We start from the raw sequence: 15,986 nt of genomic DNA on the forward strand, positions 1-15,986 counted from the left end.
GTTTTGGTGCTCTTTCCTTAGGGTTTGAATCGAAGTTCTAATTTTGTGCGCAAATTAAGCTTTTTTAAATAAGTTGTGACAATGTCTAACGTAAGACCAAAGAAACATTTAGGGCAACATTTTCTAAAAGATTTGTCCATAGCAGAGCGCATAGCCAATGGCCTTACAGGGCATGGAAATTACCGAAGCGTGTTGGAAGTAGGCCCCGGTACAGGGGTGCTCACCCAATTTTTATTAAAGGGCGAGCATAATACCTGGGTAATTGATATAGACAAAGAGTCTATTGCCTATTTACACGAGCATTTTCCGGAGCTTCAGCAACACATTATTGACGGAGATTTTCTCAAGTACAACTTTTTAGATAATACCGGAGAACCGCTGGCCATCATAGGTAACTTTCCTTACAATATTTCTTCGCAAATATTTTTCAGAATACTGGAAATGAGAAACCAGGTTCCTGAAGTAGTTTGCATGATTCAAAAGGAAGTGGCCGACCGAATTGCCGAGCCTCCAGGTTCGCGTACTTATGGCATTTTGAGTGTGCTCCTCCAGGCCTACTACGACATTGAGTATTTGTTCACCGTAAAGCCCGGAGTTTTTAACCCCCCACCCAAGGTCAATTCGGGTGTTATCCGATTGAAAAGGAACCAGACAGAGCACTTAAACTGCGATGAAGACCTGTTTAAACGAGTGGTAAAGGCGGGTTTTCAAATGAGACGGAAAACGTTGCGCAACGCATTAAAAGCTATAAATTTGCCGGCAGAGTTGGCAAACGACCCAATCCTTGACCTACGGGCCGAAGCACTTTCAGTTAATCAATTTGTGGATCTAACCAACAAGATAACAGCGTGTCGTCAGAACGAGTGACATTTGAGCTTTCCAAAGAATATCTAGACCTGATGCTTCAGGCCATAGAGCGGAAAGACGATGCCTTTATCCGCGACACCATGGAAGGAGTGAATCCGGCCGATATCTCTGCCTTGCTCGATGAGGTGGAGTCTGAAGAAGCTCGTTATGTGCTCGATGTGCTCAACAATGCTGTGGGAGCAGAGGTAATTGAAGAGCTGGAAGAAGACACCCGAAAGGAATTTCTGGAAGAACTCCAACCCCATGAAATTGCCCAGTATATCGTAGAAATGGAGTCTGATGATGCCGTTGACATCATCAACGATTTGCCTGTAAAAACCAGAGAAGAAGTAATTGCCGCTATAGATGACCCTGAAAGTGCTGCCTACATTCAGGAACTGATGCGCTACGATGAAGACTGTGCCGGTGGTTTGATGGCCAAGGAAATGATTGTGGCCAATATTAACTGGACAGTCATTCAAACCATTGATGAGATTCGCAGGCAGGCCGAAAACGTAGAGAAAATCTACTCGGTATATGTGGTAGATGATAAAGGTAAACTCCAAGGCAAGGTGTCGGTGAAGAAAATCATTCTTTCAAAAGACAAAACCTTTATCAAAGACATTTATGATAGCGACATTATTCATGTAGAAACCTACATGGATGAAGAAGAAGTGGCAGCCATAATGCGCAAGTATGATTTGGATGCCGTACCGGTAGTCAATTTGCAAGGAAGATTGGTTGGACGAATAACCATCGATGATATTGTGGATGTGATTACCGAACAGGCCGAAGAAGAGCGACAGCTAATGTCCGGTATTTCGGGCGATATTGAGGAAGACGATACCATTTGGGCTATCTCCAAAGCAAGACTGCCCTGGCTACTCATAGGTCTGTTGGGGGGAACTCTGGGGGCTTGGGCCATTGGTTTTTTCGAAGGAGATCTGGAAAAAAACGCTGCCCTGGCATTCTTTATTCCGTTGGTTATGGCTACTGGTGGCAATGTGGGTATTCAATCATCGACCCTCATTGTGCAAAGCCTTGCCAACAAATCGGCCTTTGAAGACACTTTCTCCAAGCGAATTGCCCGCATGTTTTTGGTAGCCATACTCACAGGCATAGTACTGGCCCTTATTAGTTTCTTAATTGTATTCCTTTGGAAAGACGATCAGACCCTCGGTTCGGTGGTAGCCATTTCATTGGTTTGCGTGGTAATGCTAGCTTCTTTTATGGGTACTACAACCCCTTTGGTGCTCGATAAGCTAGGCGTAAACCCGGCACTCGCTTCAGGGCCGTTTATCACCACCACCAACGATATCCTCGGAATCATCGTTTATCTGGCAATTGCCAATCTATTATTACCCTAGTCATGAAGAAAAAGTGTCTCATTATTGATGATATGCACGAGAGCATTGTGCCTCTCTTAGAAGAAATTGGTATAGAACCTCATTATGCACCTAAAATTAGCCGAAGCGAAATCCTCGATTGTATCGGTCAGTTTGAAGGGGTTTTGGTAAGAAGCAAAACCACCATAGATAAGGAATTTATAGACAAGGCCACTAAACTCGAGTTCATTGGCAGGGCGGGTGCAGGCCTCGATAAAATTGACATAGCTTATGTAGAAGCTCGCAACATTGAAATACTCAATGCTCCGGAAGGTAATCGTGATGCCCTGGCTGAACATGCCATGGGCATGCTGCTCAATTTGTTGAATAAAATCAATGCAGCCGACCGGGAAGTAAGAAATTGGGTGTGGGACAGAGAAGGCAATAGAGGCGTAGAGCTCTCCGACAAAACAGTAGGAATTGTTGGCTATGGCTATATGGGGCAAGCTTTTGTGCAACGATTAAGAGCTTTTGACTGCCGCATATTAGTGTATGATAAATTTAAAAAGGGTTTTGGTACCAAAAAGGTAGAAGAAGTAAGCTTGGAAAAGCTTTTCCAGAAAACCGATATTCTGAGCCTGCATGTACCATTGACAGAAGAAACTCGTGGGTGGATGAATAAAACCTTTTTTGGGTCGTTCAGAAAGCCCGTTTATCTTCTCAATACTGCCAGGGGCGAAATTGTGCCCATAGCCGATTTGTTGTCTTTGCTCGACTCAGGGAAAATATTAGGAGCCGCTCTCGATGTGCTCGAAAAAGAAAAATTCGAAGCCCTGACCTCCGAAGAAAAGCAAAGGTTTGAGAACTTGTTCGCTCGAAAGAATGTAGTACTATCGCCACATGTTGCCGGGTGGACCTTTGCCTCCTACAAACGAATCAATGAAGTCTTGGTGAGTAAGATTGCCGGTTACTATCGTATCGACTGGAATCGCTAACTTTCCACTTAACTTATTTTTGCTAACTTTGTAGCTATACAATCGCTCAAGGGCGATTTTATTTGTTTAAGGCGGTTTCAGTTTGAGACCGTTGTTTTTTTTTGTGAACACTAAAATATTATAGATATGTCAAGTGTAAGTTATTACACCGAAGAAGGTTTGCAGAAGTTGAAAGATGAACTTCACGAACTAAAAACCAAAGGCAGGGCCGATATGGCAAGGCAAATTGCCGAGGCCCGCGACAAAGGCGACCTGAGTGAGAATGCCGAGTATGATGCCGCTAAAGATGCTCAGGGCCTGATGGAAATGAGAATTGCCGAACTGGAAACGCTGGTTGGCAATGCCAGAATTAGAAAACAGGAAGATGTAGATCTTTCTAAAGTGTCCATTCTTTCGACTGTGAAAATTAAAAACGTAAAGAATGGAATGACCGTAAAATATACCCTGGTTTCTGAAAAAGAGGCCGATCTTAAGTCGGGTAAAATCTCTTATGAGTCGCCAATAGGTAAAGGCTTGCTCAATAAAAAAGTAGGTGAAATTGCAGAGGTGAACGCTCCGGCCGGAAAGTTGGAATTTGAGATTCTGGAAATAACGCTAGACTAAGCTTTTACAATGGCAAGTATCTTCACCAAAATCATTAACAGAGAAATTCCGGGTCACATAGTGGCAGAGAACGATCATGCTATTGCTTTTTTAGACATTAACCCGCTCAATGAGGGACATACATTAGTGGTGCCTAAAAAAGAGATAGACAAGCTGTTCGATTTGGATGAAGATACTTACCTCAAGCTTCAGGCCTTCACTTTTCAGGTGGCAAAAGCCATAGAAAAAGCTATCCCCTGTCTAAGGGTGGGGGTGGCTGTAGTGGGCCTTGAGGTTCCCCATGCACACATACACCTTATTCCTCTGCACGGCATGCACGATATTGACTTTGGCCGGCCAAAGCTGAAGTTGTCTCCCCAGCAATTCGAAGACATTCGCCAGCAGATAGCCTCTCATCTATAGTTTTCTTAGCGCAAAACCTGTTTTCTGCCCCTTTCTTTGACCCAAACAGCTGTATGGCCGGGGTACAGAAAAAAACGGCATCTGTTTCCATAATCGGGTTCGGTAAAAATCTGATTTTGGAATTTTGCCGATTCCTTTATCTTTTCGCTTAAAATTGTGCGAACAAAATCCAATTTTTGGAGAAATCGTACGCACTGTATAAATGAGCGTTACCATAGACTATGTGGCCTATGGTTAAATAAATTCACCTATGAAAACAATGGCAGACAAATTGAAATGGACGGCCGGATTGCTGGTGGTCTTCCTTCTTATTTTAGCGACTAATCTCGTAGACCGGCAGCATTTTAGACGAGTGAAAGAATCGGTTGTTACCATTTATGAAGATCGGCTGGTAGCCAAAGACCTGGTATTTGAGCTTACTTTGCTGGTTGAGGAAAAACGTCTGGCCATTCTGCGCGATGATTTGGCCTTTTTTAATGGTCGGTCTAAAATGGTCAATGACTCCATCGGTCAGTTTGTAGAGCAGTTTTATGGTACCCGCCTCACTCGCGAAGAGAAGGGTTTTCTCGATTCGTTTGCCAGCCATATGAAAGAACTTAGGGTGCTGGAAGCCGATTGGGCCTCAAAAAATAAGAATGCTCAAGAGGCCAAGTCAGTATTCTTAGGGAGAATAGATGCCATGGAAAAAGACCTTTATGCGCTCTCTAAAATACAGTTGGCAGAAGGTAAGAGGCAGTTACAGAAGGCCACTAAATCGGTAGATGCCATGGACTATCTTACTCAGTTGGAAGTTATAGCCCTGGTAATTATTGGTCTCTCTATTCAGATTATTGTCCTATACAAGCCCCGAAACAAAGAAGAAAATACCTGATAAGAAGCTGTTTTTAGTACAGACAAACGTTGCATTGACCTTCGGTCGATTTTAATGAGGGCTTGTGGAGTTCTTTCTTCCTCCTTAAGCGCAGTTTTCATAGATTGGGCTTTCTAAAAAAACTCAATTCATGAAGAAACTCTTTACACTACTTTTTTCCCTGACCCTTCTGGCACTCAATGCCCAGGAAACGCCAAAGTGGATTCGATACCAGTCTATTTCGCCCAACGGTCAGCAAATTGCTTTTACTTATAAAGGCGACTTGTATGTGGTGCCGGTTGGTGGCGGAGAAGCCAGGCAGATAACCTTTCACGAAGCGCATGATTATATGCCCGTTTGGAGCAGTGATGGTCAAAAGATTGCCTTTGCATCTGACCGATACGGCAACTTTGATGTATTTGTGATGAGCGCCAACGGAGGCCCTGCTACAAGACTCACCTATCACTCTAACGATGAGAGCCCCTTTACTTTTTCACATGACGACCAGTCGGTGATTTTTGGAGCCCAACGCATGGATACAAAGGAGCACCGTCAGTACCCCACAGGCTCGCAGCCTGAGCTATACAGTGTGCCGGTAAAAGGAGGAAGAGTAGATCAGATTTTCACCATTCCTGCCGAATATGTGCAAGTGAGTAAGGATGGTAATACCATGATCTACCACGATAAAAAAGGAGGTGAAAACGAGTGGAGAAAGCACCATACCTCTGCCATAACAAGAGATTTGTGGATTTACGACAAAGCTTCAAATACACACAAAATGCTCACCAATAGAGCTGGTGAAGACAGGCAGCCTGTTTTTTCTGCCGATGAGCAGTCAGTTTATTACCTAAGCGAAGCCAGTGGAACTTTCAATGTGCATAAAATGAGCCTGGCTAACCCATCACAAAGCCAGCAGCTAACATCTTTCGATTTACACCCCGTGCGGTTCCTGAGTTTTGGAGGTGGCACTCTAGCCTTTGGCTATGACGGAGAGTTATACACCATGCGTGAAGGCGCGCAGCCTCAGAAAGTGAATGTGACCATACGCACACAGGAGAAAACCAATAAAGACAAGTTTATAAGTATTAATGGCGGTGTTCGTGAAATGGCGGTTTCTCCCAACGGAAAAGAAATTGCCTTTGTGGCCAGGGGCGAAGTGTTTGTAACCTCTGTAGATGGTTCACTCACCAAACGAATTACCGATACGCCCGAAGCAGAGCAGTTTGTTACTTTCAGCCCAGATGGGAAGTCGGTAGTGTATGCCGCAGAGCGCAACGGTAAATGGAGCATTTTTAAGTCAACCCGGATCAGAGAAGCCCAGGAGCCATTCTTTTTTGCTTCTACTCTTTTGAAGGAAGAGCCCATGATTAGCGGAGAGGTAGATGCCTATATGCCTAATTTCTCGCCCGATGGAAAGAAACTGGCCTACATAAAAGACAGAAGAAATTTGGTGGTTAGAGATGTGGCTTCCGGAAACGAAGTGAGCCTGCTTACACAGGACGACCTCTTTCACATGAGAGACGGAGACAAGTATTTTACCTGGAGCCCGGACAGCAAATGGTTGCTGGTAGACTGGAGCAAGCTGCTGAACAATAGCGAAGTGTTGCTTTTGGCTGCCGATGGTTCTCAACGAGTTAACCTTACAGAAAGCGGTTATTACGATTCGTCTCCTAAATGGGTAAATGAAGGCAAGCAAATGATATGGTTTAGCAACCGGGACGGACTCAAAAGTTTGGCTACCAGCGGCAGAAGTCAGAGCGATGTATACACCATGTTCTTTACTCAGGAGGCCTATGACCAATTCAATATGAGCAAAGAAGATTATGAGCTCATGCAGGAGATAGAAAAAGAAACCAAGAAGAAGGAAGAGCCTAAAGAGGAAGATGGTGATAAAAAGAAAAAGAAAGAAGAGCCGAGAAAAGAAGAGAGTAAAGACCTGAAGTTTGATTGGGACGGAATGAAAGAGCGCAAGGCAAGACTTACCATTCATTCCTCTTACCTGGGCGATGCAGTACTTTCTAAAGACGGAGAAAAGCTGTACTACCTGGCCAGCTTTGAGGCCGGACAAAACCTGTGGGTTACTAACCTGAGAACCAGGGAAACAAAGCAGGCCATTCGCTTGAATACCGGTTTTGGTTCAATGACCTGGGATAAAGACATGAAAAATCTCTACCTGTTGAGTGGAGGTAGAATTTCTAAAATTGACCCCGAAAGTGGTAAACAAGAAGGGATTTCCATTCGAGGCGAAATGACTTACGATGAAGTGGCCGAGAGAGCCTATATGTTTGATCATGTGTGGATTCGTACTAAAAACATTTTCTATGAGCCAACCTACCACGGTGTGGACTGGGAGCTCATGCGCAAAGAATACGCAAAGTATTTGCCCTCTATTGGCAATGGCTATGAGTTTTCAGAAATGCTTTCAGAAATGTTAGGCGAGTTGAACGTTTCGCATTCAGGGGCACGCTATGGTAGCAGTATAGAAAACGCAGATGCAACAGCCTCTTTGGGCATCTTCTTCGACTACAAACATCAGGGGAATGGCATACGCATTACTGAAGTAATTGAAGGAGGCCCTCTAGATAAGGCCAAATTCAATGTAGAACCGGGAATGATTATCCAGAAAATTGATGGAGAAACCATTACTCCCGATCGAGACATAGCTGCTTACCTCAACAGAAAGGCCGATAAGTTTACGCTACTGGAAATAACCGATGCGAAGGGTGAAAACAAACAGGAAATCACCATGAAGCCCATTTCTCTGGGAGCCGAAAGAGGATTGCTCTATGAAAGGTTTGTTCGTATCAACGAGGCCGAAGTCAAAGAGAAGTCCAACGGAAAGTTAGGATATGTGCACATTCCGGGCATGAGTGACGGCCCTTACCGTAGCATATTTGAAGATATGCTGGGCAAATACTATGAAACCAAAGGAGTAATTGTAGATACCCGCTTTAATGGCGGAGGCGATTTGGTTGCCGATCTGGCCATGTTCTTTACAGGAGAGCCATTTATAACCTATGCCACGGCTGCCAAAGTAGTAGGGGGAGAGCCAACCTCGCGCTGGACCAAGCCCACGCTGGCTATGTTCAATGAATCGAACTATAGCGATGGTCATTGCTTTGCACAGGGCTATACCGATCTTAAAATTGGTACTACGCTGGGTATGCCCGTACCGGGTACCTGTTCATTTGCCGGTTGGGAAGGTCTGCCTAATGGTGGTCGCTGGGGAGTAGTTCCGGTAAGTGCCAAAGATAAGAGCGGCCGCTGGATGGAAAACCTGCAAACCGAGCCGGATATCAAAATAAAAAATATGCCGGGCCTAATCGATAAAGGTAGAGATGAGCAGCTGGAAAAAGCTATTGAAACGTTGTTGAGAGAAGTAGGAAATTAATCTGTGTGTGGTTATGCGTTTGGCTAGATTGCCAAACGCATAACTACTATTTTTTAGAAAGGCTTTTATGGTACCTTCGGTAGATAGGGGTCAGGTGATTTTTAAGATCACCACCTTTCTTGAGCAAATTGGTTTGTCTGTTCGAGAAGCTATTCTCACCGGTGAAACCTTTGTTCCCGGTATTCGCATCGATCAAGGCATAATTCTCTATGATGAGTCAAAACTTACTTATCCGGGAGACCTTCTCCATGAGGCAGGTCATTTAGCTTTGATGAAACCCGAAGAAAGAGCATGTGCGTCCGGAGACCTGGAGCCGGGGGAGGGAATGAATATTAATAGTCTGGAGCCGGCAGCTATACTTTGGAGTTATGCTGCACTAAGGTATCTTGATTTAGATCCGCATATTGTTTTTCATGAAAACGGATACAAAGACTCTTCAGAATGGTATATAGAAAACTTTGAGGCTGGGAATTACATAGCACTACCACTATTGCAATGGATGGGCCTATGCAGAAGCGAAGAGGAGGTTGCCAAAGGCAGGGCAGGGTTCCCTGTGCTTACGAAGTGGCTCAGAGATTAAGAATCAGATTAAACTCGTTGCTTTCCTATTCGCAGTGCCATTCTATCGGAATTCTGCATTCTTTTAAATAATAATCGCGATAGAAGCTGTTTAAGGAGCGGGTCTGCTCCCAGATGAAAGCAGTGAGCACATGTATAGTTCCCACTTCAATAATGGATTATTCAGGCAATCTCATTCTCAAGTCCATATTTGCTAATGAGCTTCTTAGCCAGATCGGTAGAAGTTTCGCTATTCATGGATAGAAGCGATTTAATCATCTCTATTTTAGCAGACTTGGGCTGGCTATCCATTGGGTCTGGTGCTTCTTCTCCTGTACTGATGATGCCTTCTTTTTCGAATAGAGAAGCTAGCCAGTCATTTACCTTCAGGTCAATTACTAAGTGAATCCGATCGGTTTGGCCGCCATTGTAAACACTATGCAACTCATTAAAATTGGCAAACCAGCATTCGCCCTCTTTCATGGGTAATTTTTCTCCTGCAACAATAAACTCAATTTGCGGATTGGTTTGCAATGGAATATGCAAACGAACGAGCCCGTCAAAAAAGCTTAGGCTGTGGTCTGAATGCTCTTTTATATGGCTCCCGGGAGTCAATTTGAGAATTCTGACTGCCGTTTTTTCGCAGTGGAAGTAGTCCAGTATGGACTGAGTGGAGCTCATTAAGCCGGAATATTCAGTGTCTTGATAAATATCACTTTGTTGATCTCCGGCACTCAAATCGTGCCGGGCATCAACTGGTTTTCTTAAAGAAAGACCGCTCCATTCCCCATCATAGTAGCCGGTATTGAAATGTTTCTGGCACTCAACGGATAAAGATTGAAACTCCTTGAGTATGGGTTTATAGTCGAACCGAAATGAAAAACGATGACTTGGCTTCATACTTCGCTGTGGATTTGGTCTGGCTGGCTATTCATTGACTATTCTGGCATTTTCAAACCAGATTTTGATGTCGTTATAGCACAAAGTAAGTCCAAGAACATTGCCTTTTTTGCCAGCTAACTCCTTGTCAAAGAAAGCAATGGCTTGCCCCCAGTGATTGTCCTTTCTCTCTGGAGCACTAGAGATAGATATGTCATTGGTTAGGTTCAGTTTGAACCAAAAGGCCACACCATGAATATTGTTATTCCGGGTTATTTCAAACTCAAGCTCTACTCTTTGGCTATGATTGCCTGGAATGGTTGGCCAGGGCTTTTCGAAGTTCACATGAAGTAAATCCTTTTCATCAGACATAAACTCATGCTCCGTAGCCGATAGCTTCATAGACAGATAGGCTTCAGCTACGCGAAACTTATTGAAAGGAGACAAATCGAAGCCCGAGATGTCTTTTATGGGATGAATTTGCTTTTGTTTCGGTAGGCTGATTATGCGGCCAACTACATTGGCCGATTGGGGAATGGTTTTGCAACCTGGTGCTCCTAAAGCTTCAATGGCATGTCTAAATGAAAATACGGCATGCTCTCCCAGTAGTCCTGAGTCGAATATTTCGGCCACAATAACATTCGGTTTTTCTTTCAGGTCGTTCGGTGGTATTTGCGTAGAGTATTTTTTAAAGAGCGTAATTTTTTCTGAGTATCCGTTTTTCTTGAAAATGTCTAGTGCAGCTTCGGCTAGTAAACCCGAACTCTCGCAGGTATATACATGTTTTGCACCAGCTCTTGCGGCCATCATGGAGAGAATACCACTCCCTGTACCAATGTCAAGAACCACTGAGTTTTCTTTTACCACCGATTCTATAGCCTTTTGGTATGCCTCGTTGCGCTCAAGGTCTGAGAGCATCTCCATGTGCCAGGGAGGAACGAAACGGGTATATATTTGGCTGCGCTTGTTTTTAATTTCCTCGTTTCCGGGGGCTAAATCCAAAGCTTTGGTATAGGCCTCCAAAGCCTTTTCAAAGTTGCCTAACTCTTCATACAAACCCGCCATTTGAACTTGAACCTGAACATTGTGCTGATAGGTTTTTCCCATTTCATCAAGCAAAGAAGCTCCCTGAGCTCCCTGCCCGTTAGAAATGAGAAACCGGGCATACTCAAAAGTGGTTTCCATGAATTGAGGCCCGAGTTCGAGCGCTTTTTTAAAGGCCTTTTCTGCTTCGGCAGTCCTGCCGGCAAGCGAGTATAACCGGGCAAGGTACAGATGGGACTGATGAACTTGAGGAGCTTTACGTGTGAGCTCATTCAGTAGTGCTTCTGCCTCCTGAAGTTTCCCTTCTTTAGCTTTTAAATCGGCCAGATACAAATAAGCATCGGGTATTACCGGCTCTTCTTGCAACAAGGGTTCCAGTATACTCAGTGCCTGACTTTTCTCACCCAGCATGTCGTGTACCTGGGCAAGCTGTAGGCTAACTTCTTCTCTTTGTGGTTTTAGTCGGCTGGCTTTGAGAAGGTAATCTTTGGCCGATTTAAGATCATTGATTTGTGTATACAGATAGCCCAGGTTGGAGAGACTCTCAAAATGATTAGCATCAACCTTCAGAGCCTGTTTCCAATGATTAATAGCTTTTGCTGCATTGCCTTTGTGAGCAGCAAGAATGCCCAGGTAAAATGAGGCATCTATGTTGTCGGGCTCTTTATGGTAAATTTCATTGAGTAATGACTCAGCTTCTGATAGGTTGCCGGAGTTAAAGTGCTTTAAGGCTTTTTCCAGATCTTCATGCATTGTATTGTGTGCATTCATGTAGTTTCGTTTTTTTAGGATTTCTAAATTAAAAGATAAAAATCTGACTTAAGACTTGAAATCGGATTCTTTTTCCACAGTTTTGTCGGAACCTTAATGCCAAACTATTCAATGAACAAATACATACCGAATGACTGATTTTACCCTTGGTGTACTTCTTCCCAGCTCATCTATTCTTCCTATGGCTAAACGTTTTAAAAGTGGGCTAAAGCGTGCTGCTAAAGAAGTGGGTATAGAACAAATGGAGTTAGAATTTATTGGCAACGGAAACCCTCGATTGGTGGAGGAGGTCATGAGGAAAATGACTGAATTTCATGAGGTCGATGCCATTACCGGTATTGTATCCAACCAAACTCTGGCTTTTTGTTCAAAAGTATTCGAGTCGGCTGGAGTTCCTATTGTGGTGAATAATTTGGGAGGTCATTTGCCAGAGCTAAAAGACTTGCCCAATAATGTATTTATTAACTCAGATCACATCTGGCAGCAAATGTGGAGCTTAGGATATTGGGGCACTGAGAAGTTTGGTTCAAAAGGAATGCTAGTAGGCGGAGTATATGATATGGCCTATAATTTCACCAAAGCAATGGATCTTGGCATGAAAAAGGCCAACCCTGATTCCAAGTGGTCTTTTGCCGTAACAAGACTTCCTCAGGGAGTAGACAATCTTTCAGACCCGTCAGTAGTACTCGATTACATAGAAAAAGATTCTCCCGACTTTCTTATTGCTGCGTTTTGTGGGGAGGAGGCGCGGCTCTTTATGGAAGGCTTTATTAATAGAAAACTCCACCAAAAAGTGCCTTTGCTTGGGCTGCCTTATTTACTTAGAGACCTATCTTTTGAGCCCGAAGAGGCGTTTAAAGTATATTCCACTACACTTACCATGGGAGCTTCGCAGCCGCAAGAGGTAAACTGGTTTAATGGAGATGTTTTTGAAGCCCTTGGTTATGAGTCTGGGGTGTTGTTGGGTGCTAGTCGTGATGGGGGAGGAGTTTTACAGCTTTCGGGTATTGAAATAAATTCTTCCAGAGGAAGTTTTGTTCCGTCCAAAGCTCTGAGAGGAGAAGAAAGTGTGATTCATTTGGTTGAACATTTATATAAGGGTAAAGTAGCTTCCACCCAAAGTACCCTTGGCCGGCAACTAAGAACAGCAGCCCTTCATGAGCTCAATATTCCCCATTCCAATATGGTCGATTCCGGTTGGTTCAACCCATACCTTGGGTTGTAGCTCTGACGCTATGCGCTTTCTCTATTCTTTAGTTCTTGTTCAATTTGGGCAATGACCAGTTCATTGGCGCTGGAATTCATATTTATTAAGAGCTGCTTCATTTCTTGAAGTTCTTCTTTTTGCATTCTCGAATACCCGGTACCAAATGAAGGGGTGTAGTTGGCCTGAGAAAAAATATTGTCCCACCAGGCATTTCTTACACAATCCATTACTATATGTATTCTATCATGGTCACTTTCATTTCTTATCTCATGAGGCATGTCTAAATCCAGATACCAGCATTCTCCTTCCTGCCAGTCCACGGGTTTGTCATTCAATAGAGTAAGCATTCCTTTAGGGTGTGAAACCGGAATATGAATTCGAAAAACACCGTTTTCATAATTTCTGGCTATGTCTCTATGTCTTCTAATTACACCTCCGGACCTGAGTATGTGAATTCGGTACGTTTCCTTATCAGACTTAATGCTGTTATATATTTTGAATAACTCGGGAAACTTAGTTAAAAGCTCATTCGGTATAAACCCTCCACTCTTTAAGTCAGGAGTTACGAGGTGAAGTGAAAAAAGCATGTCACGATCTACGAAAGGGTTGTAAATATCGTGGTAAAGTTCTCGGTCGATTGAATCGACCTCTTGTTTCAGTAGAGATGAGTTGAACCTGAAGGGTAGCTTAATAGATGTCATGTGTGTTTAATTGTTCTGCGTATTGGGTTGGTTAGAATTCCAACGAATATATGGTATGTTGATACCAATAAAAACTAGAGATGGTTGAAAGTCTTCATGCCAATTTAAAGAGCCAGGGAGTTACCTGGTTTACCAAAAGTTATCAACGATAGGGCCAATTAGTATTTATCTGCCGAATCTAACCAATGGCAAAATCATTTTAGGAACTCTTGATTTAATTCGTTTACTTAATCAAAATTTTTTTTCAACAGTAAACATTAAATACTATGGAACCTTTTATAGGTCAAGTTATGCTTTTTGCGGGCAATTTTGCTCCCCGCGGATGGGCTTTTTGTGAGGGGCAGTTAATGGCTATTTCATCCAATACTGCACTTTTTTCAATCTTAGGGACTACCTATGGCGGAGATGGAAGAACCACCTTTGCCTTGCCCGATTTAAGGGGCAGAGTGCCAATTGGCCCTGGGACAGGTCCTGGATTACCAACTTACAGACTAGGGCAAAGAGGCGGCACAGCAAACACTCAGTTAACGGTATTGAATATGCCTTCGCACAACCACTTGGCGAGTATGGATAGTGTTACTGGTATAGTGCCAATTCCTGTAAATGCCAATTCAGGCGATGAAGATGAAAGTGATCCTTCTAAAGGTGTGCTGGCTAACACAGGGAATGATAATTTTTCATCTGCGTCAAGTTCAAATTCTTTCTACAATGGTGGAAGTGTGAGTGTTCAATTTGGGGGGGCGCCAACTGTGGGTTTAACAGGGGGTAGTCAGCCGTTTAGTAATATGCAGCCCTACCTGGCCATCTACTACATCATAGCTTTGTTTGGAACATTTCCTTCAAGAAATTAATCTGATTGAAATACTATCTTAAGGCCTCTGTCTCTTTTGGCAGAGGCCTTGTCTTACTTAAATTGACTTAGGTATGAGATGAGTAATTACCCGCAGGAGGACTAGGTATAATTACTTGATTTAAGTGAGCTTCCTACTTTTTTTGTCATCTCATTTAGGTATTCTTATTAGATTTGGAGGTATGACCACAATCGACTCTAATTACTTCACCAACAACCAAAACACCTTTTATATCCAATGAAAAAACTTCTGGCTATCGTATTTTCGCTCATAGGCTTCAATGCATCCTTTGCCCAAAACAATAATGGAGCAATTGATGCCGCGGGCGATATTGTTTTTGTGGCATATCATGATGACGATGATGGTTTTTCCTTTCTCCTTCTGGATGATTGCCCCAACGGAACTAGCATTCGTTTTGTAGATGAGGAGTGGAACGGTACTGGATTCGCTTCTTCCACGTCTGAAGGGGAAGTCATATGGAGCAATAATACCGGTTCAACTATAGCCAAAGGTACTGTTATAGATATTACTGACGCTGATGATAACGGAGCGGGTATCTCCGCGTCTTTGGGAATAGCCATTGAAGATGATCTTGGTTTTTCTACGGCCAATGGCGACCAACTGTTCGCTATTACCGGCACTCGGGCTACTCCGGGTGTGTTTTTGGCTTTTGTGGGCTGCGACACTGGAAATACTCTAAGTGGGACAGGCCTTACTAATGGTAGTACAGCAGTAATAACCTGTTTCGAAGGATACTATTCGGGAACTACCTCTTTTAGTACGCTGTCTTCTGCGGCTACTACCATAAACACCATAGGCAACTGGACTACTGGCGATTTTTCGTTTCCTTCGGTGGTTCCGGATACATTCACAGGGTCAGCCTTTGTTTCCGCAGCGCCCGAAATCAACGTCCAGGGAAATGGGCAAGATATAACGGATGGAGACAATACACCATCCACAGCAGATCATACGGATTTTGGTTCTACAGGTGCGAGTAGCGGAGCCAATATTGTGAGAACATTTACAATTCAAAACACGGGTACCGGTGATTTGGACCTGACTGGTTCTCCAAATGTAACCATCAGCGGTACACATTCGGCTGATTTTACAGTATCGAGCCAACCGGGTTCAGACCCAATAAGTGCCTCAGGGTCTACCACTTTTCAAGTAACGTTTAACCCGAGTGCAGTGGGCCTGCGTACGGCTGAGATAAGCATTGCGAACGATGATGCAGATGAAAACCCCTATAACTTTACTATTCAGGGAACAGGGCTGGATGATACCGCGCCAGTCTTTGAGAATAGCACACCGAGTGCTTCATCGATAGGAGGCACCAGCTTTACTTTGAATACGGATATAGATGAAGCAGGAGATATTTTCTATGTGGTTCTAGCAGACGGAGCTACCGCACCTACCTCTGCAGAGGTGGTGAGCGGCACCGGAAATGGCGGAGCAGCAGCTGTAACCTCTGGCAATGCTACCGTAAATTCTGGAGGCTTTACTAACGCCTTTAGTGTAACCGGCCTGACGTCAGAGACGGCCTACGATGTGTATGTGGTAGCC

At 43.8% G+C, this 15,986-nt stretch carries 14 protein-coding genes; 11 read left to right on the forward strand and 3 right to left on the reverse strand.

The features are described 5' to 3' along the window. Nucleotides 1-81 precede the first annotated feature (81 nt). The 8 genes from rsmA to B3O12_RS13700 all read left to right on the forward strand — a co-directional run bounded on the left by rsmA (nt 82) and on the right by B3O12_RS13700 (nt 8,992). Entirely contained in the window at nt 82-867 is a 786-nt protein-coding gene (gene rsmA / locus B3O12_RS13665; protein WP_286756681.1) for a 16S rRNA (adenine(1518)-N(6)/adenine(1519)-N(6))-dimethyltransferase RsmA, read from the forward strand. Beyond that, a complete protein-coding gene (mgtE, locus tag B3O12_RS13670; RefSeq protein ID WP_229838570.1) occupies nt 849-2,213 on the forward strand; it encodes a magnesium transporter in 1,365 nt (454 codons plus the stop codon). Before rsmA ends, mgtE begins: the two co-directional genes overlap by 19 nt. Before the next feature lie 2 nt (nt 2,214-2,215). Beyond that, nucleotides 2,216-3,166, forward strand: coding sequence for an NAD(P)-dependent oxidoreductase (locus B3O12_RS13675; protein WP_286756682.1), 951 nt, complete (start codon nt 2,216-2,218; stop codon nt 3,164-3,166). A gap of 126 nt (nt 3,167-3,292) precedes the next feature. Next, nucleotides 3,293-3,769, forward strand: coding sequence for a transcription elongation factor GreA (gene greA / locus B3O12_RS13680; protein ID WP_189629519.1), 477 nt, complete (start codon nt 3,293-3,295; stop codon nt 3,767-3,769). Nucleotides 3,770-3,778: 9 nt separating this feature from the next. Further along, the gene (locus B3O12_RS13685) at nt 3,779-4,171 is read left to right on the forward strand and encodes an HIT family protein (protein ID WP_286756683.1); all 393 of its coding nucleotides are present in this window, start codon (nt 3,779-3,781) and stop codon (nt 4,169-4,171) included. Between the two features lie 259 nt (nt 4,172-4,430). Continuing rightward, nucleotides 4,431-5,042 (forward strand): MCP four helix bundle domain-containing protein, encoded by a 612-nt coding sequence (locus B3O12_RS13690; protein WP_189629521.1) that lies wholly within the window; start codon nt 4,431-4,433, stop codon nt 5,040-5,042. 130 nt (nt 5,043-5,172) lie between these two features. Next, entirely contained in the window at nt 5,173-8,412 is a 3,240-nt protein-coding gene (locus B3O12_RS13695; protein WP_286756684.1) for a S41 family peptidase, read from the forward strand. A gap of 67 nt (nt 8,413-8,479) precedes the next feature. Further along, nucleotides 8,480-8,992 carry a hypothetical protein gene (locus B3O12_RS13700; protein WP_286756685.1) on the forward strand — a complete coding sequence of 171 codons (513 nt, stop codon included), beginning with the start codon at nt 8,480-8,482 and terminating at the stop codon, nt 8,990-8,992. Between the two features lie 161 nt (nt 8,993-9,153). Here the strand turns inward: B3O12_RS13700 and B3O12_RS13705 are convergent, their stop codons facing one another. Beyond that, nucleotides 9,154-9,870 carry an aspartyl/asparaginyl beta-hydroxylase domain-containing protein gene (locus tag B3O12_RS13705; RefSeq protein ID WP_286756686.1) on the reverse strand — a complete coding sequence of 239 codons (717 nt, stop codon included), beginning with the start codon at nt 9,868-9,870 and terminating at the stop codon, nt 9,154-9,156. Nucleotides 9,871-9,897: 27 nt separating this feature from the next. After that, complete coding sequence (locus tag B3O12_RS13710; protein ID WP_286756687.1) at nt 9,898-11,664, reverse strand: tetratricopeptide repeat protein; 1,767 nt, start codon at nt 11,662-11,664, stop codon at nt 9,898-9,900. A gap of 130 nt (nt 11,665-11,794) precedes the next feature. Here B3O12_RS13710 and B3O12_RS13715 point away from each other — a divergent pair, with 130 nt between their 5' ends. Continuing rightward, nucleotides 11,795-12,889: an ABC transporter substrate-binding protein gene (locus tag B3O12_RS13715; protein ID WP_189629526.1), complete on the forward strand. Its 1,095-nt coding sequence runs from the start codon at nt 11,795-11,797 to the stop codon at nt 12,887-12,889. 8 nt (nt 12,890-12,897) lie between these two features. On the opposite strand, the gene B3O12_RS13720 is transcribed toward B3O12_RS13715, so the two are convergent. Then, nucleotides 12,898-13,572: an aspartyl/asparaginyl beta-hydroxylase domain-containing protein gene (locus B3O12_RS13720; protein ID WP_286756688.1), complete on the reverse strand. Its 675-nt coding sequence runs from the start codon at nt 13,570-13,572 to the stop codon at nt 12,898-12,900. A gap of 266 nt (nt 13,573-13,838) precedes the next feature. Here B3O12_RS13720 and B3O12_RS13725 point away from each other — a divergent pair, with 266 nt between their 5' ends. Both B3O12_RS13725 and B3O12_RS13730 read left to right on the forward strand, forming a co-directional pair. Next, nucleotides 13,839-14,423, forward strand: coding sequence for a phage tail protein (locus tag B3O12_RS13725; protein WP_286756689.1), 585 nt, complete (start codon nt 13,839-13,841; stop codon nt 14,421-14,423). A gap of 237 nt (nt 14,424-14,660) precedes the next feature. Then, on the forward strand, nt 14,661-15,986 hold a 1,326-nt coding region (locus B3O12_RS13730; protein ID WP_286756690.1), incomplete at its 3' end, for a choice-of-anchor D domain-containing protein.

It is taken from the genome of Roseivirga sp. UBA838, assembly GCF_002296035.1.
GTDB lineage: Bacteria > Bacteroidota > Bacteroidia > Cytophagales > Cyclobacteriaceae > Roseivirga > Roseivirga thermotolerans.

What these genes read in the sequence shown, in the direction of transcription:
- rsmA (WP_286756681.1), top strand. Translation starts at nt 82, where the DNA reads ATGTCTAACGTAAGACCAAAGAAACATTTAGGGCAACATTTTCTAAAA.
- B3O12_RS13675 (WP_286756682.1), top strand. Translation starts at nt 2,216, where the DNA reads ATGAAGAAAAAGTGTCTCATTATTGATGATATGCACGAGAGCATTGTG.
- greA (WP_189629519.1), top strand. Translation starts at nt 3,293, where the DNA reads ATGTCAAGTGTAAGTTATTACACCGAAGAAGGTTTGCAGAAGTTGAAA.
- B3O12_RS13685 (WP_286756683.1), top strand. Translation starts at nt 3,779, where the DNA reads ATGGCAAGTATCTTCACCAAAATCATTAACAGAGAAATTCCGGGTCAC.
- B3O12_RS13690 (WP_189629521.1), top strand. Translation starts at nt 4,431, where the DNA reads ATGGCAGACAAATTGAAATGGACGGCCGGATTGCTGGTGGTCTTCCTT.
- B3O12_RS13695 (WP_286756684.1), top strand. Translation starts at nt 5,173, where the DNA reads ATGAAGAAACTCTTTACACTACTTTTTTCCCTGACCCTTCTGGCACTC.
- B3O12_RS13700 (WP_286756685.1), top strand. Translation starts at nt 8,480, where the DNA reads ATGGTACCTTCGGTAGATAGGGGTCAGGTGATTTTTAAGATCACCACC.
- B3O12_RS13705 (WP_286756686.1), bottom strand. Translation starts at nt 9,870, where the DNA reads ATGAAGCCAAGTCATCGTTTTTCATTTCGGTTCGACTATAAACCCATA.
- B3O12_RS13710 (WP_286756687.1), bottom strand. Translation starts at nt 11,664, where the DNA reads ATGAATGCACACAATACAATGCATGAAGATCTGGAAAAAGCCTTAAAG.
- B3O12_RS13715 (WP_189629526.1), top strand. Translation starts at nt 11,795, where the DNA reads ATGACTGATTTTACCCTTGGTGTACTTCTTCCCAGCTCATCTATTCTT.
- B3O12_RS13720 (WP_286756688.1), bottom strand. Translation starts at nt 13,572, where the DNA reads ATGACATCTATTAAGCTACCCTTCAGGTTCAACTCATCTCTACTGAAA.
- B3O12_RS13725 (WP_286756689.1), top strand. Translation starts at nt 13,839, where the DNA reads ATGGAACCTTTTATAGGTCAAGTTATGCTTTTTGCGGGCAATTTTGCT.